Here is a 19,594-nt window from a genome sequence, read left to right on the forward strand (position 1 = left end):
GTAGCGGGCGGATTGTCATCATCCAGCGGCAAGCTCTGCGCCACCGCAAGGTTCATCGGTTCCGCTACTGCCGGCGCCAGCGTCGTCGGCAAAACAGCCGCGGCTTGCGCGAATGTTGGTGTTTGGGCCCGCGCCGGAACAGACACCCCGGTTAAAACCACGGCGGATAAAACGAGACATGACAAAAGAGATCGTTGTGCAGCCATGCTGCGCCCCCATTTCTATACGCTCCCCAGCGAGCGACTTCGTGCTCCCCCTTGAGCACAGCAGAAGCATGAGTGGCAGCGTTCACGCAAATCAATACCCAGCAACCATTTATTTTTTACTCCGAGGCGGAAAACATAGTGGCCGAGCCAGCCGGGGCAGTAGTCACATGACAAAAAAGCATGCTGATGATTGCGGATGTTTGCCGGCAGTTGTTTGTCTGGTTTTGCTGTGCTGAATGACCTGATAACTGCACATATTCGAGGGTGTGAAAAAGGTCGGTTGCGCCGTCCGGAGTAAACGAAAGAACACGCTTTTGATCGGGACGAGGGATGCTGTTCGGCTAGGTGAGACAAAGGCGTGACAAGCGAGTCATGCCCGCGACAATTTCGTAAGCCTCGTCGTCCAGGGCTTTCCCGCTTTCGCCACACAAGCGGGATTTGAGGCCCGTTGCCGGCCGCTTATCCTCCCTAAGCCTGATGCCAAATCTTGGAAAAGGCTGGGGCCGGCAATCCCTTGCGGTGCCACGACTTGCATGACCCGTCGATGGCGCTCATGTCTTGCAAAGGCGGGGAAAACGCAGGTTATCCGCATTTTCTCCGCAGGATCTTGAACGGAGGACTAACGTTTTTCCAGTAAACACTCAGTAAGCTGTGCTATTTAGGGCAATTTCCATTCCATGGATTATCTTTCTCCTTAGCTCAGTTGGCTTGGATTCTTCATCCGAGAACTGCAGTCAGGCAGTGGGTTTGCTGCCGTTTTGGTCTTGTGATTGTGGTTCAGACGCACCTGGGGGTGCGTCAGGGGGGATTTTTCATGCACTCTTTTGTTCTGACCGCCATCGGGCGGTGGCGTCTACGTTTTTCTGCCGGCGGAATAGCTGGCTTGATGTCCTTGGTAATCGTCATGGTCATGCTGGCGGCACTGATACCACCTCTTTTCTCGGCTACCCCCGCACGCGCAGCGACCGTAGGCACAGCAGGGTTATTCGTTCCTACGCAGGGACGGCTGGTCGATTCCAGAACGGGGACGGGCGTGTCAAAGGAACCGCTGGCTCCCTATACGCCGCGGACGGTTCAGGCCACTGGTGCAGCCGGGATCCCGGCCGAAGGGGTGTCGGCCGTGCTGGTCACGATGACCGCGGTGGCCCCGACAGCGGCCGGACAGATGTCAGCTGGCCCTGCCGATGGCGCGATGACCGGCGTGATGCGCTATGACGCCAGCCCTTATACCTCGAACAGTGCGATCGTGATGGTGTCCGACGTCGGACAGATTCAGATTCAGGCCACCACGACGGCCAATGTCATGGTGGACGTGCAGGGTTACTACACTGCCGGCAATGGGGTGACTGCTGCGGGTGGATACTCGCCAGTCAAACAAACCCGAACGGTGGACACCGTCAATGGTGTGGGACTGCCCAAGGCAAAACTAACCGGCGGCAGCACTTCTACCATTCAGGTCACCGGCACAGCCAGCGTTCCTGCTGGCGCGAAGGCCGCATTCGTAAACTTCCAAGTCAACAACGCCAACACCACTGCAGGCTATTTCAATCCATACGCCACAAGCGCGACCTCCCGGCCAGGAACGTCCCTGAATTTCGACGGAAGCCCATTCACGTCCATCGGTGCGATCGTCCCACTGGCCGCAGACGGCACGATCAAGGTGTACCTGTCAACCGGCAATACGATCGACTTGCTGATGGACGTAGAAGGCTACTTCACGCCTGGCGGTAGCAGCTCCGATGCAGGGGTATTCACTCCGGCCGTGGCGAAGATCTATGACACACGCGCCACGGGCCACGTGGCACCAGGCGCTACAGTGACGATCCCTGTCGGGGGAACAAACGATATACCATCGGCCGACAACGGACTCTCGGCCATCGTGGCGAACTTGATTGTGATCGATAGTGGCACTGCCGGCGGCTACGCCCGTGCCTATGCATCCGGCACAACCGAACCGACCAACGTCGCCACGCTAACCTTCAACAAGGGAACGGCAGGTGCTCTTACCACTAACTTGGCCACCATCCCGGTGGGCTCGGACAACGCAATCAAGATCCACAACGTCTCAACCGACACCGTGGACTACATCCTTGACCTCAACGGCTGGTACACCAAAATGCCCACCGTTGCGTTTTCCTGCCCCACCCCGTTCGTCGGCGCAAGTTGGACGGAAGGAACGACACCGACGATGGTCGATTGCACCTTGGCGGCCACGAACCCCTACGGCTCGCCACTGAGCGTTTCCGTTGCCTATGACGGCACCTCCTACGGTCTTTACTCGGTGCCGGCTAGATCCTCCATTAGCCCCGCAATTGCGGTCCCGGCGCACACCGGTGAACATGTCATCAGCGCTGAAACAACAACACATATCGGGGAACAGGTCATGACCACCTACGAGTTCGCCGTTGGTAACTGGTCAACATCCCGCTGGGGCACCTCCCTGGCTAACGGGTCCACCACGGATTTTCCGCCGACTCTCGACTACGCCCCCTACTATGGTTCGTTCCCCGACGACGGCACCCTGGTCTTTGCCCTGACGACCAATCCAGACGGGCAATCAAACCCGATCCAAACCTCCAACGGGACCACAAGAGACATGCCGGTAGCAGATGGACTGCTCGCACCTGGCACCACCTACTACTGGACGGCGACAGCCACCGGCCGGGTCGAGGGCAGACAAGACCTCATAACACGCACCAGCAATGTCTACAGCTTCACAACCTCCGCAAAATACACCAGCGAAGACCAACCAGCGCCCTCCACAAACTGCGAGGACACCGCGAGCGACCTTGCTTCACAGGAATCAATCCAAGACGCGGTCGCTGAAGACGCAGATCGATCCATCGGATTTACCTGCGTGGCTGACCTGGTCACGGTTGCCGTAGCTGATGACTCAGGGGACTCTGTCGCCGAGGTGGTTCAGGAAGGCCCGACCGAAGAGCCGATCGACCTTACCGGCTTGGATGCACAGGATCGGGCAGCACTGCTCCCGCAAGTTGAATTGACTAATACCGAGATCGTCGCGGAATCACCCACCACCCAAGCAGGTGAAATGCAACCACTCAGCACGACGATCAACTCCCAATACCGAGCTTCCTCCAATGACACCCTCTGGTGGGGCCAAATGACGACAGCAAAGGTGGTCATCTGGAAGTCATCAATCAAGCTCAATACCTGGATTTCCCTGCAAAAAACGCGCCACTCCTTCAACGTTTTCTACACGTCGATGAACAAGCGGCAAATCTCGGTGACCATTCCGCTGCGGATGCGTGAAAGCATCCCCCTCTGGTGGGACAGGGATGTGGACACCCTAGTGTTCAGACCGTTCTCGTTTGGAACATCCTTCACTCAGACACAGTTCCCTGAGACAGACGGGCCTGGAAAGTTCTTCGCTGAAATGTACAACATGTCCATTAATGACCGCAGCGCCGGGCGGGTCTTCAAGGTCGCCGGGACCATCAAGCTCCCCCGCTTCCAGTGTTACATCACCGCCCCATGTAAATACCCCTACGGCAGGGAGGCATAGCTGATTCGGCTTTGCCAGGACGAGAAGAAGCGTCGGGGTGAACATCCAACTGTGGATGACACCCCGACGCTTTTTTGGAACTATTGCCAGGGACTCTTGATGTCCTGAAGCGTCGTCCGCTCCCACGGCTCCGTGAACTCCGTCGCAATACCCCATTCGAGGTCGATGGTTGCCTGGCCAAAAAATTCCGCATTTTCTTTGTGCTGGAAGCGCAGATGCGCATCCCCTCCGGACACTTCAGCGTCAATGACCCTCCAACTGTCCATCTGCTCACCCCAAATGGGGAGGGAAAGGGGGAAAAACAGGCGCAATCGCGGTGGTATCCAATCGTCACGCTCTCTGGGCAATGTCTCAACGACTCCGTCGCTGTGGCTGATGGTCCACCCGCTTTCCGGGTGAAAGGCGGACGCGCTATGTTCGTCAGTCAGGGACCAGAGCCGATCGCCCAAACTAACACGCGCCGTTGCCACACTTCGAAGGACTCCGCTGCGGGTGGTCACCACGGTCGCCATCAAGGCAGGACCGATGCGAGCATCACGAACGGCGGAAATAATCGCAAGCATCGCTCCAAAAGAATTCTGGTCGTTCATGGCATCCTCAATGACAGTGGGCACCCGCTTGTGCTCTCCTGAACAGACTAACGGGCTCAGGACCACGCATTGGCTAGACTTCACGCTCAGTGTGGAGCCGGCAAAAATCACTATCACAGGCTTCTCTTCGCCCGAGTCCCGACTTCTAAGTCAACACTTGCAGCCGAACCCTGCCACTGCCGGTCACAGAAGCAGCAAATCGCCGGGCATTCTCCTTCAGGCACAGTCGGCAGTCTTCCGGGTGAATAGCGAACGCGTATGGCTTGGAGACCTGAGAGAATATCTTTCCTTGCTAAACGTTCCGGTGGCCTGATCGCCATGGCCATCTGGGGCTACGTGCTGTGGTGGAAGCGCCGTCCCGTCCGCGGCAGCGCCTGGGCCTTTGCGCAGCCCGCACCCCATAGCGTTCCTCTGCGCACATCGGGCCGTGATCATGGTCACGATCACCATAGGAATGTTCCTGCCGCGGCTCGCCTAGAGCCCGCTCGGCTTCATCCTTCTGGACGCAGCTATGGGCGCAGCCAACAGCCAGCCGCGCACTGTCGGGACGAGGCCGGCAGACCCGGCAGAACCAATACTCGGAGGATAACCTGCGGCTGTGGCGCCGGGGTTCCCGACGATTTGTCACTATCCGGAACCCTTGGCGCCGCGCATCGCAGTCTCGCCGGGAGCCTCGACGGCAGACACTGGACCGTCCTAAACCGGGGACTGTGTCTCAAAACCCCTGAGTGGCGAGTTCAGGCGGTGAGTGCAACACCCCTGAACCCGCCAGTCGCGAAACGCTAGTGTTCCGAGACAGTCATGCCGAGGGTCTCGGAGCGATTCTTGGGACCGGCATTTCACATCCCTTGGGAATGTCCGCAAAGATCGTATCGGTACCCTCCGACGCGAAAGGGCGAAGATGACCCCGAACAACAGCATTAGGCACTCTGAATCTCTCTCAGTACCGCAAAGTACCAATTTGTGGTCTGAGATGGTTTCATGCGGTGGGACGGACTGAGCGTGGACCCCAAGTACCTTGAAGCTCTCTTCGCCAAGTACCCCGAGCGTCTGACACCTCAGCACCTCGAAGAACTCTTCGGGCTTTCCCGGAACACCGTGTACCGCTGGCTCCAGAGCGGGGTGATTCCTGCTTACCAAGTCGAGAAGACATGGTTGATCTCCAGGGATCAGGTCAAGGACTGGGTCTGGGAAAACCGGAACACCCTCAGGAGGGGCCAGGCGCCGGAGGTGATTGAGGACCAGCCTCAGAGCGACGAGGCCGAGCAGGTGTGAGGGTGCATGCAGATACACAGGAATGGACCTGTGCTGGATGCTGGTGCTGTCCTTGCCTCCGCGGGTGAACATGTCGACTTCGGTGCAGCGTCGTGCAGACAAATTGGACAATGACGCCAGGGGCGTAGTGGTCATCGACATGAGCACCGTGGGTGGCCGGCGGGAGTGCCGAACTTGCCAGAACGAACGCGGCGTCTAGCTCAGGCCGCCGGTGTAGACCCTGACCCCTGACGCCCCGATAGGCTTGAGGCTTCCGATTAGAAAAGGCAGGGCCCGTGGGGGGAATGCATGGTTTCGGCCTGACGGACAGGCCCTTGGCGGAGTTATATCGGACGACGACGGGGCCGGTGGCCTTCATTGATGAGTCTTACCGGGAGCCGCTGCACACGGACGAACGGCCCTTTTATTCGATGTCGGCCGTCATCGTGGGCCGCGACCAGGGTGCGCTGGTGCGTGATGTGCTGATGGACATTCCCGGTAGCCGGTACTGGCACACGACTGAGGCTTACCGCACACCGGCCGGCAAACGGGTCATTAAGGAAATGATCGATTACATTGCAGGGGCTGCTGACTTCAACATCGTCACTGTCCAGACCCAGATCCGCCGGGACGATCCAGGCATGATAACCGCGAGGCATGAATGTCTGGGCGCCCTGACGAAGGAACTGACCCGCGGCTCAGGCGTCAATGCAGTACGGCTCCTGGTGGCGGAGTCCCGGAACGCGAAAGTCCATCCTGGTGGGGACGCCGACGACACCCGCGTGATCAGGCAGCTTAGGTCAGCGGGCAGCATCGACCGTGCTGTGCACGTTCACCACACCTCGCCGGGCAAAGAGCCCCTGCTGTGGGCAGCTGACCTGAGTGTGTGGGCGTTCAGACGGAACTTGGCCGTCGGGGACAAGCAGTGGTTCGAACCCTTGCAGGGAATCTCGACCGTGCTTCACGTGGACGGCGCGGATGTATCCGTTAAACGAAGCAACCCCCATCTGCCGCAGCCAAGTCCGGGGGTCCAGCAGACTGTCTCCCATGAATCCGGTCGTGACCGGGGCAGAGGGCCCGCTGTTGCTTCGCCCTCCAGTGTAGTGTTCGACGGTTCCGAAAGCGAAGCGCTGGGCCGGATACGGCGCATTGCCGCGGCCGCCGGGAAGAACGTTGACCAGGAAGTGACACTGGCTGTGGCCACCAATGAACCGCGTCGGCTGGTGGCGGCGGCCAACGTCTACTTGAGGCAGTCCCGGCAACCGGAGGGGCAGTCGCGCCCGCGCACGGAGGAAGCCATCTCCCGGGCAGCTGAGACGATCATGCAGCCGCAGGGTGCGGGAAAGGTCAAGGCCGCCTTGGAGCAGCTGCGCCGGCAGCGTGCGGCCGAAGCGGAGAAAGTCATGGCCACTGAACCAGCAGAGCAACAGCGAAGCCATCGTCCCGGCTACCGGCGATAACCGGGACGATGGCTTCTATTCCTCCCACAAAGGTGGGAGGGGAACGAAGGGCCGGCAAGAAGGTGGATGGCTTGCCGGCCCTGCGGGTCTCTGGGCAGGGGACAGTCTGAGGTCTCTCGTTCGTCAGGCGGGCAGGTCTTCGGTCACATAGTCGGCAACCGACCATGCACCCTTGGACCGTGTCAGGACCAGGAAGATGTTCCGCTTCCGCTCATCGCCCTTCAGGTGCTTTCCGTCGGCATCGCGCCACGTCCACGTGGCCGTAAAGTTCCGGTACGCGGTGTCGTCGGTGTCGGTGCCTTCATCACCGTCGACCGGTACACCGGGACCGATGGTGGGGGCTGAGAAGGCGCCCAGCGGTCCCAGCTCGAGCCATAACGCCTGGGAAGCGTTGCGCTGCGGCTCCACGGTCCGGGACGCCAGCGCAGGAGTCATCAGCGGGCGGGCACGGACCGCGGCCGCCGTCTCCGTTCGGTCATTGGCCACGTCCCAGCTCGTGACCAGGGTGGAGAACGCAGTCGCGACCTTGTCCGGATTGGCCCGGTCCACCTCGAGCAGCTGCGCCACTGTCGTGTCGAACGGTGCCGGCTTCCGGGTCTCTGTCACGGCCGGGGCCCGGGAAGGCTGTTCGCCTGTCCCTGTCTGCCCGCAGCCGGCCAGTGGCAGCGCGGCCGCCAGGACAGCAGCGGCGAGCATCTTGGTGAACCTCATAGAACGCCCTTGCCTTTCAGGATGGGTGTCGGGTCAATGGGTTTCACTTCACCCAGCTTGGGATCAACTGCCCCCAGTCGTGGATCCTTCGGGGCACCTTGGTACATTTCGAAGTGCAGGTGCCTGCCGGTGACGTTGCCGGTGGCGCCTTCGGTGCCCAGCGGCGTGCCGGCGGAGACCGTGTCGCCTTCCTTCACGCGCAGGGACCCGGCTTCCATGTGCGAGTAGGTGGCGGTGAGCTTGCCGTCCAGGCTCACCCCGGCGACCCACGTGCCGGAGCTGGACTGCAGTTCGTGGGCGATGACGATCTTCATGTCCATCACGGCCACGACGGTGCCGGCGGCTCCGGGGGTGGCGAAATCGATGCCGTAGTGGAAGTTCCCGCCGATGTTCAATGTCCCCGCGGGCGTGGGCCGCGGCCCGTACCCTGAGGTGAAGGTTGAGCCGGGCAGTGGGTGTGACGATTTGCCGGTCAGCGCGCCGATCTCGAACCCGCTGGCCGGACACGAGTCGCCGTATTTTTCCTGGGCGGTGCGCATGATCTTGTCCACGTAATCGCGGGTCTCGGCGAACGCCGGGATCCCCTTGGCCGCCTGAACGGCGCCGGGACCGGCGTTGTAGCCGGCAAGGGCCAGCCGGATAATGTCCTGCCCGGTGTTCTTGGCGACAGGGAGGAGCTGCTTGACGAGGGCGCCCATGTAGCGGCCCTGCGCGGCGATGGCATGGGCCGGGTTCAACACGTCGCCGCCGCCGCCGTAGGACTCCCAGGTGCCGGGCATGAACTGTGCCAGGCCCGATGCACCTCCCGGGGATTTGGCGTTGGGGTTCCAGCCGCTTTCGGCTTCCAGCTGCGCAGCAAGCACGGACGCCGGCACCCCGGCGGTCTTCGCGGCCTTGGCCACGGCTGCGCCCCAGCCGTTGGGGATCTGTTCCTGATTAAAGCTCTTGCCGTTGACACTGGTGCAGGCGGCCTGCGCGGGGGCGGTGCCGCCGCCCACGGAGAGCACGGCCACCAACAGCAGGCACGACACGATGAGGATGGGAAGCGCCGGAATCAGAAGGAATAGCCCGGCTTTACGCATGGGCAGGTTCCCCTGCAGGCGCCCCAGCGTCAGGGACCGGGGTGCCGCCCGTTTGCTGGTGGATGAACGCTGTGAAGCCAGGGCTGGCGGCGGTGAGTTGGAGGCCGGGGCTGGTGGCGTCGAAGTGGCCCTGGCCTTCCATGCAGTTTTTGAAGGTCATGCGCTGGGACAGGGAGTCCATCGTCGGCCACAGCGCACGGCTGAACCACTCGGTGAGCTCAAAGCCGGGCTTGGTGGACTTGGCTGGGTAGGCGGCCTTGTGTGCCACCATCAGCGCTGTCAGTAGCTCGACGGCGTCAGGGTGGCGGTACCAGCATTCGGGGATCCATCCGGCGGAGTTGGAGGAATGCCGCAGAATCCTGTTCTGCAGCCAGACGACAAACCCGTCCAGCTCGATCCACAGTTCTTTGCGCTGTTTCGGTTTCAGCCCCGTCCAGAACCACGGCCCGCCGGCCGGCTGGCTGGTCAGTTCCTCGTACAGCCCCGCTGCCAGTTCCTCGACGGCCTCCATCCGGTCCAGCAGCTCCGGAATGGCCTCCACCCCGGGCAGCCCAGTTAGTTCCGGAGGTCCGGCCAGTTCGCCCGTTCCGGTGCCCGCTCCCCCGGCGTTGGCCGGGGCCGACGGTGCCGGGGTCACTGATGAAGAGTCCTCTGGCGGGAGCCAGGCGTCGTCGGGCATCGTGTCTTCCTCGGGAGGCGGCTCCTGGCCCAGTGATGGTTCAGGGCGCAGTGATGGTTCGGGGTTCAGTGGGGGTTGGGGGTTCATGAGGCGGCCGCCTGTTCCACTTCGGCGGTGTTCTCGGTCTCGGCGGCTTGGGCGGCGGTTTCGGCGGTGATGCCTTCCTGCTTCAGGCACCAGGCGCGGGAGGCCCTGAATTTTTCGCTGTCGGGACGTTCCCACCACGGCACGACACTGACGACCGCTTCGATCTCGCGGTACATCAGCAGGACCTTGCCTTGGGGTAGCTTGCGGATCTCATCGACGCGCATCTTTTGATCGAGCTGTTTGGACTTGGAGATGTTCACCGAGGGGACACCGTCCTTGCCGGTTGAGGACGAGGTGGAGGTGTGCTCCACCCAGTGCCGGCCGATCAGGTCGGAAATCTTGGTCAGGAACTTCACGTCGGAGATGCCACCGAAGATCGTCTTGGCGGCCGCGGAATCGAAGATCGTTTCCGCGCCCTCATCGCCCCACCGGTTCACCAGCTGCGAGTAGGTCTGGACGAACACGGAGGTGTGGATGCCGTTGCCGCCACCCTCGGACATCAGCGAGGGCAGGGACGGCAGGGCGCAGGTGTTGGCGGCCTCGTCCAGGATCACGGACAGCGGGACGTCCAGTTTTCCCGATGCCATGGCGCCGGATCGGCGGATCGCTGCCTGGACGAGGGATTCCACCAGGGCTGTGACGATCGGGGCGGTGGAGGCGTTCATCGATACCCGGGTGAGGCAGTACAGGGTGTTGGGTTCGTCGGTGAAGGTGTTGACGTTGATGCCCGGATCATCGTCCGTGGGGCAGAGCATCGACAGGACGTTTTCGTTTTTCATTGGCCCGGTGATCTTGCCCAGGGTGGTCTTGGTGTTGCCGATCGTGTCCGGGTTGTTCTGCCGGCACCATTCATCGAGGTTCCCTGCCCAGGTCTTCACCGTCGGGGACTTTTGCCGGAGGATGTTGGCCGGTTCGTGCTCGGAGAAGTTCTGCGACCAGCGCAGCACGTCCCGCATCGAGCCCGCGTCTTTGAGCGCGGCGGCGTGCAGCAGGGCTTCGAGGATCATCACGCAGCCGGAGTCGAAGTACCGGTCGGCTGAGGACGGGGCACCGGTGCGGGGCATGGCGTTGACCATGGCCGAGGCCCGCTCCGAGGCGATCTGGGGGTCTTCGCAGCCGGCCACGATGTCCCAGCGGAGCTTGTCCGGGTACTGGCTCAATCCGTCGAAGTCGGCGACGTAGACCTTCCCAGTGTCTTTCCGCACACCGACGGTCAGGCGCAGCACGTCCGGCCGGGTGGACGTGGTGATCACCGCACCGGACGCGTCGGCGACCATGCCGGCGACCATGTAGGTGGTCTTTCCCCACTTGGGCGGGGCCACCGTGCAGGCAGTGTCTTCGAGACGGATGGCAATCTCCTGGCCGTCCAGGACGTACACGGCCGGGGCGAGGGACGACCCTTCCACTCCCCCGATGCGCGTCCGGATGCCTTTGGCCGTGCTCATGCCCTTCTCACCCGTCCGGGCCTTCCGGCGGCGAACACGGGCCGCCTTCAGCCCGAACAACACCCCAATGTAGGCCGAGACCAGCAACACCATCAGCACAGCCCAGACCGTGACCGGCCAGCCCCACTCATCGCCGGGATAGCCGTTCACCGCCACCGGGGACGCGGCCTTGGTCGGGGCGATCAGCCCGACGACCGAGCCGAGCAGGGCCTTCAGGGTCGCCGGCCAGTCCCCGAAGGGCAGGCCCGTCGTCCAGACCAGGGCAACATGCCACAGGAAGGCGGCCAGGACCGCCAATGCAATCAGTTCACGTTCGGTCTGTTTGACCTTCGAGCCGCCCGGGTTGTGCTTTTCGACGGTGATGTTCTCAGTCATGATCTTCCCCCTCAGGCCACGTCCGCGTAGGCGGAGTCGGTGTCGCGCAGTGCCGAATCGGTGTCGGTCATTGTCACTTCCCAGGCGGAGCGGACATGCTCGATCTCCACCTCGGGCACGTCCGCACCGGATTTGAGCAGGTGATGGCCGTTGCGCAGGACCATGATGTCCGCCGCGGAGTCCGGGTTGAGCCCGAACGTCCTGACGCACCATTGCGCCGCCTCGGGCTTGTCCTGCCGGAAGATGTGCACCGTCTGGGCCTCCTCGATGACCGCCATCCCCGGGGACCCGGCCGGCACGTCCGTGGCGCCCTTGTGGATGTTGTAGATGTTGGACAAACCCAGGCCGCGGGAGAGCTTGATGTTCGACCGCTGCTGAACGGCCAGAGGCCCGCCGAGGATGTGCCCGGCCTCTTCGTTGATCACGTTCGTGCGGATGCCCCGGTTATCGGGACGGCGGACCGTGCCCAGCAGCCACAGGTTCGCCAGCCCCATCACCATGGGAATGGCCGGCCCGGTGTCGGGCAGCTGGGAAATATCGAACGAGGTCAGCTTCCGGTTCAAACGGACGTCGGCCGAGGTTTCACCGTCGAAGATCGCCCCGTACGTCTCCAGCAGCTCGTTGAAGCAGAACCGCATGGAGATCCCGGACTGGTGCAGCAGTTCCAGCGTCGCCGCGCTCATGCCGTCCAGGCTGGGATCCATGGGGTCGATGAGGCCCAGCAGGTCGTGCAGGTCCGCCGTCGTCGGGGTGCGGGTCCCCTCGAATTTCTTCATCATCGCCCGGTACGCCAGGCGCAGTGCCTTCCGCTCCCACTCGTTGGGGCCTTGGCCTTCACGCATGAGCGCCGGGATGGTGTTCAGGTACACGAGCTGGTTGTTCAGCCCGTCATCGTTCACCCCGGAAATGGCGGGGTCCAGGATGTTGAAAATGACCCCGGACCCGTCCATGGCGAATTTGATGTGGTCGCCGTTGAACTCCCGGACAATGGGTGAGTACTCACCTTCGCCCTTTTCGTTTTTCTTGTCGAAGACCACAGCGCGGCGATGGCGCAGGATCAGTGGCCGCATCACGTACACCGTTTTGGTGTACGCGGACTTGCCCGCGCCCACGTCCCCGACGACCAGGACGTTGGTCGAGGTGATCCGCCGGGGCGTGGAGTTGTAATCCGTGATCGGGTCTTTGCTGATCGCGGTCTGGGACAGCACGTCCCGGCCGGCGGCGACACCTTCAACGCCGGTAGGGGCGGCGATCAGGGCCGTGTTGAGGACCTCGGCCTGACGGGTGGTGGTCGGAGCGCCCTGGAACGCGGGGGCGTAGAACCCGTTCCGGGCCGCCCGTTCCCGGACCCGCAGCCTGGTGCCCTGCTCCGCGTACGGGGGCCACTCCCCCGATTCCAGGGTTTGCGCCGGTTCGATGTCCGGGGCAGCGAACACCCGCAGCAGCGGGATCCGGCGGACCAGGGGATCCTTTGGAAGGGATCCCGTCCCAGCCGGATCCGTCACGGCTGCCTGACCCGCTTCCGGGGTCAAAGGAAAATCATCCTGGGACGGTGCCGTGGTTTGGGGTGTTGGGGTGTCGGGTTCGGTGCTGGCGTCGTTGCTGAGTTCGTCGACGCCGGCTTTTTCGATCGTGCCCATCAGGCGACCTTCTCTTCCTTCTCGCCGCGTCCTGCCAGCTGGTCCATCATCTTGGCACCGAGGGTTGGTGTGACCGGTTTCGTGCCCCGATAGATCGGCCACGTGGTACCGGAGGCGGCGGACTGGTACGTGTCCAGCCATTCGAGCTTGCCGATGCCGGCCGCGGTTCCGGCCGACTCCTCCAGCCGCCGGGCGGCGTCGGTCAGCCCGGCCTGGGTGCGGGCAGAAATGGTGATGAACCCAACCCAGTTCACGCCATGCTGGCCGGTGCCGGGCATCAGGTCAGCACCCCGGGCGCGGGCCGACTTCAGGTTCACATCCGTGGCCGGGTCGACCAGCTGGCCCTTTTTCTGCCTGGAGATCACGGCGGCCATGTCCCTCACGACGTCCTTTGACGCCAGAAGCCTGGCCTGATCGGCCGGGACGGTCTCCAGCTGGAAGCTGAGCGTCCGCGCCCCGGACCCGGCGTTGTGCAGCAGGGCAAGCAGCCAGTACGGGGTCCGCTCCCCCGTTTCCATGTTCTCGGCGCTGATCATCGCCGTCCGGTGACCCCACACCACCTCATCGCCCGTGATCGGGTCCGTGCCCGTGACCCAGGTCGAGTTCCACTCATCCCGGGACGGCAGACCCATCCGGTCGGCCCGGACCCCGGCCACCATCAAGGGCGGACGGGACGGATTCTGCTGGTGCAGCATCATCGCCACGACCGCGCGTGCGGTCAGCGGCCGCACCTCTCCCAGCTTCGCGGCGCGCAGGGACCGGGCCAGGGACGAGATCTCCGCGGCCATCAACAACCGCCAACCATCCCGCCCCGCACCATACCGGGCGGCCGTGGCATAGAAATCCGGTGTCAGGGGCCAGCGGCCCACGACCAGGTGCCGCTGCACGAACGTGTCCCTGCCGGTCCGTTCCAGCACCTCCTGATACGACCGCACGGCCGCAGGATTCGCGTCGGCCGCCAAATGGTCCTGGACCCAGGCCTCGTTCAAGGCCAGATCCGGCGGCAGCACCCGGGTGATGGACTGGATGCCGCTGACCAGTTTGGAAGCCGGCGCGAAACCTGCCAACAGCGCCCCGAAACCGGCCTGCGCCTGCTCCTGCCTCCGGGCGGACTCTGCGCCGCGCAGCTGCCCGGACACCTCGAACGCCACCGACAGATACGGCTGTTCCCCGACCGGGGCGTGCCAGGCGATCCCGGGTTTGCCGGTGCGGGCGTCAAGCCAGCCCATCCCGTCGGCCCCGTCCGGACGTGACCGGACCGCTGCCATGATCCGTGCCTTCTCGGCACTGCTGGTGGCCATGTCGGCCAACGCGCTGGCCTCTTCACACGCGGCCGGGCTGTAGGGGACGAACCGGTCCGTTCCGGCCTTCTGACGTTCCTTCCAACGGACCCGCCGCTTCCGACGCTCCCAGTAGGACCCCCGGTGCGTCGAGGCCGTGAGCAGGTAAACGACCACTCCCGAAAGCACGCCGGCCAGCAGCCCGGGCCAGCCGGTAAACATCATCCCGAAGAAGCCGACAGCCAGGCACCCACCCAGGCCGACCAGCTGCGACTTTGACTTGATACCGCCAAAGAAACTCCGGTGCCCCGATTCCCCACCAATGAACCGTGTCGCCATCGTCTTACCCCCCGTACCGTTCCGCTTCGTCGTCCATACCGCCGGCCGCGTACTCTCCACCTGCCGCGCCCAGCCGTGCCGCTGCCTCGCCCATATCCTTGGCCTTCTCCGCCGCTGCCATCGTGCCCGCAGCCAGGAGGGTAGGAATACCGATCGCCGCACCAACACCGGTCGAAGATTCGGCGGCACCCGCGGCCGCCATCGCCTCCGCACCACCGGCCGTCGCGCCAACAGTGCCAGCTGTTGCACCACCTGCACCGGCAATCGAACTGCCGGCGCCAGCTTCGGCACCAGCGCCGACACTGGCCTTGGGGCCGCCTCCCATGGGCGCCTTGGGTGCCACCGGAGCGCCATCCGGGCTGGCAGCCGCATCGGCGTGCGAATCGCCGTTCAGCTCGCGGAGTTTTCGGACCAGCGATCCGTCTTCCGGCGACGCAGCCCGATCCTGTGAAGCCGAGTCGGCGCCGTCGGAGCCGGAATCATCACCGGCAGAAGAGTCGCCGCGGTTCATGTCCTTCACGTCCCGCATGTTCTGCGGTCCGTAGTCCTTTTGTGGAGGAGTCAGTGAGGGGCCGTTCTGGCCGCCAGCCCCCGAGGGAATGACCGGGGCGAACTTCATGAGCATCATGGGTGCCAGACCGGCGATCATCAACGCGATAAACGATGCGATGATGTTCATCAGCGTTCCGAGCCCATCGCTCCACTTCATCCAGGACGCGGACGCGGCAATCATGTTGTACGCAACACCCAGCATGAAAAACAGCAGCGGATGGCAAGCGAGAATGCCAAACCACAACAGAGGGATCCTCCGGCCGAACGAGCCGTGCTTGGCCGACGTGAACCAGACCATGCCCAACGGCGCCATAACCCCGGAGAAATACAGCGTCACCAGCATCACCGCCAGCATGATCACGACGACGAACAGGCCGATGATCATGCAGACCATCAGCGCGATCCCCACGATCACGCCGCCAGGGAAAGCGGCCGCATCGGTCTTCAGCATCGAGTCCATCGTTGCCAGCATCCGCTCAGACGATGAAACGATGCCCCACGAAATCAGGCTGTCCGACAATGAACCCAAGGTCTTGACCGCCATCACACCGATCAACGGCCCGAACAGCGCGCCGCCGAAGAACAGCGCCGTTTTCGTCGTCAGGACCTCCGCGAACTCCTGGCCGGCCAAAGCGCCCCGGGCGACCGCAACGAACTGGAACACCAGCAGAAAACCCCACACCACAATGGACAGGGCGAAACTGATCGCATACGCCCTGATGAACCAATCCACCGACAGATCCGGCTCAGTAGCCTTGGACAACGCCGGCAGCAGATCCTTCGCCAAACCCTGAGCCCCATCACGGGTCGCTTTAAAAATGGCTCCCAATGGATCAGAAGCGAAATTCACAACCCCGCCAATGGCATCTGCCGCAGGTTTGGTGGCCTTGACGGCTCCAACGGCGGCGTCGATCAACCCGCCTACTAGACCTCCTGGGCCTGCGTTGTCCTCCAAAGGAATATGCATCGACATGAATCAGCATCCCCCTGAAAACGCGGCACCACTGGCAAACAGGTCCTCAAGAGTCCGCTCGGTCCCATCGTTTCGAACTTTCCATGCGCCGTCTTCCCAGACCACCGTTAACGTTGAGGCGATCTTCTGATCGGTGGCCTTGCCGTTACGAATCTCGGCACCGCCGACAGTGACGCGAACCGTGTCGGGAGTGCTCTCCTCGACCACGTAGCGGCCTTCAGCGAAGTTAACCGCTCCGGAATTGACGCCAGGCAAGGACTTTGCTGCCGCGAGGTTCGCTGGCAATGTGGCGATGGTGCCGATTGCGCCGTCCGCGAGAATGGATGAAGCGACGGTTTCCCCGTCCTCGACGGAGGGCCGGGGATATTGAGCAATCCAGCGCAAGACAGCGGCTGCGAACGCAGCCGCTCCGTCCTCGTTGTGCCCGGCATACTTCTGTGCCTGAAGCAGGCCCTCAGCATCGTTGGATGCACCGGCGAGGCACCCGTTAGGTGCAGTAGCTGTACCAGGAGATGCCGCAGGAGTTGGGGCAGAGCCGGCCGGGCGCGGTCTGGCCTGGTACCAAGCACCGACACCGAACACCAGTGTTAGGACAATGACGAGACCGATAACGATCCATGCCCAGCGCGGAAATCCGCGCCCGGCCTCGCCGGTTGAGTTGCGGCCTACCATTAGCCCGCCACCGCGAGGATCGCCCCGGCGATGACTCCAAACCCGGCGAGGCAGCCCAGACCGATACCCGCTCCCACGGCCTTCTTCTTGCCCTCTGCGTGAGCATGTGGGTTGTTCGAGTCGGCCTTCGCCATCGCGGTCAAACCGATGATCAGGTAGACGCCCGCCACGATGATGGCGATACCCCACGCGGCAGCAAAAAGCCTCTGCCACCATTCGGTGAACTTCCCGCCCAGGGAGGTGAAATCGGGGATGCCTGGGAAGGGGTTCGCGATCATCGGCACCGGGCCGGCCTGCACGACAGCGGAAGGGTCAACGTGCGCTGAGAGTTCTACAAGGGCGGAAAGAATGACGCTCATCGGTTCTGATCCTTTGCGAAGACGTTCTGGTTGGTTTGGGCGACAACACCGGCGGCGATGGCCGTCAAAGCCTGACGGGTTTCCGGGGCCAGCTTGGCGAGCGTGAGCGCACCGCGTTCCGCCACGTGCGCGTCGTAGGGGACGGCGTAGATGTGGTCCTCAGCAATGCCCTTGTCTGTGAACTGCTTCTTCAATTTGGATGGCTTGAATTCCGGGCGGCCGTCGGACATCATCACCACGATGGCTGTCCGGGCCAGCCGCGCCGCGTCCGGGCCCTGGTGTTCCAGGAACTCCAGCAGCTCAAGTGCCTCTGATACGGCGTCCTGGGCAAGCATCGTTGGGATCACCAGCACGTCGGCGACGTCCACGGCGGCACCGAACGGGCCGGAGCTGTACTGGTTGCCGGTGTCCATCACACGGATTGTGAAGTGTTCGTCCACGATCGAGGCGACATCCAGCACGTTCTGCCGCGTCAATGGCGGGCGCCATTCGGGCGTGGAGCCAATCACCGAGGCAAAGCTGGTCTGCGTCACGGTGTAGCCGCGCAGCTGGGACTGCGTGCGGACACCGGCGATGTTCGCGACCAACTCCCCCATACCCAACTGCGGATCCCCTTCAGCCCGGTACGCCAACTGTCCCTTATCATCCGACGTTTCCAGGATGGCCACGGACCCGCCACGAATCGCAGCAAGAACCCCGCCCAACAGGATCGAGAGCGGTGTCTTCCCTGCGGTACCTTTCTTGTTGGCCACCAGCAGGCCCACGGCCCGAGTCCAGCTCGACTGCCGGATCAAAGCCTCAAAACGGCCCTGGTCCACGTTCAGAAGGCGCGCATCAGCTTCGGCCCGGGACGGCCCGAGCTTCAGCAACCCGCCCGAGACCCGGTTCAGGAAACCCCGAAAACCTTCCCTTGCAGGTACCGGAGGCTCCTCCTCATCAGCCTCGGACTCCGGTGCCGGGACCGGATCCGGTGCCTTTGCAGGCGCAGCAAGGGCAGTGCCCGCCCTGACCTCCTGGACCACTTGTGCATCGCCGGCGTCAGCCGGTTCAACGAACGGATCCGCGGGCTCCTCAAAAGCCTCACTAACGGCCGGAGCCGGCTTCGGCCGCTCCTCTGTTTCTACATACATGCCCGAACGCCGGGCGCCCGGAAAATTCACCTCAGTCATCGAAAGATCCCACCTTCCTAGATCCCCAACAGGACTCAAACGAGCCCCGCAGCTTACAAACACCTCTCCTCCAGCGGTACCAAGAGGCACCGACAGAACTCCATCGACTGGACCAAGGGGCGATTCTCCCGGTTTTGACGGGCATTTGCATGTCAAGTCACGCATTCGTGGCGGGCTTCACATACCAGTGACGGAATGAGTCAATAGAAACTGCGTTCAGGATAGCGCATACTTTAACTATGCACTAGTGTGTAGGTATGATCACCATCCAGAAGTTGGGGCATGATAGGACCCATGCCCCGCTACGTCCGGCCCAGTGTGCCCGCCTCCCTGGAGGCAGCCATTGACGCGTTCGGTGGCAATCACGCAAAGATTGCCGTCCTGGGCTTCCTTGCTGAGCATGGTCCGGCGACATCCGCTGAAGTCGCGGAAGGGACTGGCCTGGGGCGGCCGACAGTTAAAGCGCACCTCTATCAATTGGCAGACGCTGGAGCGGTCACCGCTGACCCCCCAAGAGGTCTTCGCGTTGAAGACAGGGTCGGTAAGAGAGTCAGGTATTCGGTGGTACGCGACGAGCTGGCCAAGCACTATAAAGCCCTTGGACGCGCCCTGAAACTGGTGGATTAGCTCCCGCCAGCTGGAAGTGCATGCTTAAACTGCGCACCGTTGGGCGTGTCACTCCCAAGCTCACACACACATACATAGTTAAGTGGGTCTCATGGCAGCTCGCAGACTTCCCAAAGGTACACGGGTCAATCCCGTCCGTCTTGGCTGGGCAATCGAAGAACCGCGCAAGGACGTAATCGACGACCTGGCGAAGCGGGCTGGCGTATCCAGCGCAGTCGTGCTGGAAGCCATCATCGACCACATTCAGCCGGACATTCCCACCGTCGGACTGCCCTCCTGGATGCTCAAGAACCAAGGAGCGCTGCCCATACCGCAAGCATCTTAAAGGAAGAAGGCCCGCACTAGGCGGGCCTTCCAAAGTATGTAGTTCAGATCCAGTTCTTGGCGGGACGCGATCTGAACTTTTCAAAACACCCACCCAGTGGGTGGATTTTTTCGTACCCTCCGGAGAGGACCAACTGCTGTCTATGGTACAGCCCTACACATCCGCGTCAACAAAGGCGCGGCCGCGTTTTTCGTGTCAGTCCACGCCCAAGCAGGCGTGGAAACTGGCTCCGCTGATCGCCGG

At 62.7% G+C, this 19,594-nt stretch carries 16 protein-coding genes; 5 read left to right on the forward strand and 11 right to left on the reverse strand.

All coding sequences use genetic code 11. From position 1 onward, the window contains the following. The first annotated feature begins 1,020 nt into the window (after positions 1-1,020). Positions 1,021-3,732, forward strand: a complete 2,712-nt coding sequence (locus tag ACFRAU_RS11385; RefSeq protein ID WP_377999985.1) for a hypothetical protein — start codon at positions 1,021-1,023, stop codon at positions 3,730-3,732. An 80-nt stretch (positions 3,733-3,812) separates the two neighbouring features. Here ACFRAU_RS11385 and ACFRAU_RS11390 read toward each other — a convergent pair whose 3' ends face one another. Continuing rightward, entirely contained in the window at positions 3,813-4,322 is a 510-nt protein-coding gene (locus tag ACFRAU_RS11390; RefSeq protein WP_377999986.1) for a hypothetical protein, read from the reverse strand. A 1,002-nt stretch (positions 4,323-5,324) separates the two neighbouring features. Between ACFRAU_RS11390 and ACFRAU_RS11395 the strand changes: the two genes are divergently transcribed. Next, positions 5,325-5,597, forward strand: coding sequence for a helix-turn-helix domain-containing protein (locus ACFRAU_RS11395; protein WP_377995493.1), 273 nt, complete (start codon positions 5,325-5,327; stop codon positions 5,595-5,597). A 347-nt stretch (positions 5,598-5,944) separates the two neighbouring features. Next, positions 5,945-7,036 (forward strand): hypothetical protein, encoded by a 1,092-nt coding sequence (locus ACFRAU_RS11400; RefSeq protein ID WP_377999987.1) that lies wholly within the window; start codon positions 5,945-5,947, stop codon positions 7,034-7,036. A gap of 123 nt (positions 7,037-7,159) precedes the next feature. On the opposite strand, the gene ACFRAU_RS11405 is transcribed toward ACFRAU_RS11400, so the two are convergent. The 10 genes from ACFRAU_RS11405 to ACFRAU_RS11450 are packed head-to-tail and all read right to left on the reverse strand — an operon-like array spanning position 7,160 to position 18,399. Then, positions 7,160-7,747, reverse strand: coding sequence for a hypothetical protein (locus tag ACFRAU_RS11405; RefSeq protein ID WP_377995491.1), 588 nt, complete (start codon positions 7,745-7,747; stop codon positions 7,160-7,162). Then, positions 7,744-8,829: a peptidoglycan DD-metalloendopeptidase family protein gene (locus tag ACFRAU_RS11410; protein WP_377999988.1), complete on the reverse strand. Its 1,086-nt coding sequence runs from the start codon at positions 8,827-8,829 to the stop codon at positions 7,744-7,746. Before ACFRAU_RS11410 ends, ACFRAU_RS11405 begins: the two co-directional genes overlap by 4 nt. Then, positions 8,822-9,595: a DUF4913 domain-containing protein gene (locus ACFRAU_RS11415; protein WP_377999989.1), complete on the reverse strand. Its 774-nt coding sequence runs from the start codon at positions 9,593-9,595 to the stop codon at positions 8,822-8,824. Before ACFRAU_RS11415 ends, ACFRAU_RS11410 begins: the two co-directional genes overlap by 8 nt. After that, positions 9,592-11,415, reverse strand: a complete 1,824-nt coding sequence (locus ACFRAU_RS11420) for a type IV secretory system conjugative DNA transfer family protein (RefSeq protein ID WP_377999990.1) — start codon at positions 11,413-11,415, stop codon at positions 9,592-9,594. The genes ACFRAU_RS11415 and ACFRAU_RS11420 overlap by 4 nt, the downstream gene beginning before the upstream one ends. A gap of 11 nt (positions 11,416-11,426) precedes the next feature. Then, positions 11,427-13,055 (reverse strand): ATP/GTP-binding protein, encoded by a 1,629-nt coding sequence (locus ACFRAU_RS11425; protein ID WP_377999991.1) that lies wholly within the window; start codon positions 13,053-13,055, stop codon positions 11,427-11,429. After that, entirely contained in the window at positions 13,055-14,674 is a 1,620-nt protein-coding gene (locus ACFRAU_RS11430; RefSeq protein ID WP_377999992.1) for a hypothetical protein, read from the reverse strand. The genes ACFRAU_RS11425 and ACFRAU_RS11430 overlap by 1 nt, the downstream gene beginning before the upstream one ends. A gap of 4 nt (positions 14,675-14,678) precedes the next feature. Then, positions 14,679-16,142 carry a hypothetical protein gene (locus tag ACFRAU_RS11435; RefSeq protein ID WP_377999993.1) on the reverse strand — a complete coding sequence of 488 codons (1,464 nt, stop codon included), beginning with the start codon at positions 16,140-16,142 and terminating at the stop codon, positions 14,679-14,681. A 60-nt stretch (positions 16,143-16,202) separates the two neighbouring features. Beyond that, entirely contained in the window at positions 16,203-16,871 is a 669-nt protein-coding gene (locus ACFRAU_RS11440; RefSeq protein ID WP_377999994.1) for a hypothetical protein, read from the reverse strand. Further along, a complete protein-coding gene (locus ACFRAU_RS11445) occupies positions 16,871-17,230 on the reverse strand; it encodes a hypothetical protein (protein ID WP_377999995.1) in 360 nt (119 codons plus the stop codon). The genes ACFRAU_RS11440 and ACFRAU_RS11445 overlap by 1 nt, the downstream gene beginning before the upstream one ends. Further along, positions 17,227-18,399 carry a MinD/ParA family protein gene (locus tag ACFRAU_RS11450; protein WP_377999996.1) on the reverse strand — a complete coding sequence of 391 codons (1,173 nt, stop codon included), beginning with the start codon at positions 18,397-18,399 and terminating at the stop codon, positions 17,227-17,229. Before ACFRAU_RS11450 ends, ACFRAU_RS11445 begins: the two co-directional genes overlap by 4 nt. 294 nt (positions 18,400-18,693) lie before the next feature. On the opposite strand from ACFRAU_RS11450, the gene ACFRAU_RS11455 reads away from it, so the two are divergent. Together ACFRAU_RS11455 and ACFRAU_RS11460 are read left to right on the forward strand one after the other, a co-directional pair. Further along, entirely contained in the window at positions 18,694-19,026 is a 333-nt protein-coding gene (locus ACFRAU_RS11455; protein WP_377999997.1) for an ArsR/SmtB family transcription factor, read from the forward strand. Between the two features lie 91 nt (positions 19,027-19,117). Beyond that, the gene (locus ACFRAU_RS11460) at positions 19,118-19,351 is read left to right on the forward strand and encodes a hypothetical protein (RefSeq protein ID WP_377999998.1); all 234 of its coding nucleotides are present in this window, start codon (positions 19,118-19,120) and stop codon (positions 19,349-19,351) included. Positions 19,352-19,594 lie beyond the last annotated feature (243 nt).

It is taken from the genome of Arthrobacter sp. NPDC056691 (assembly GCF_042791415.1).
Lineage (GTDB): Bacteria > Actinomycetota > Actinomycetes > Actinomycetales > Micrococcaceae > Arthrobacter.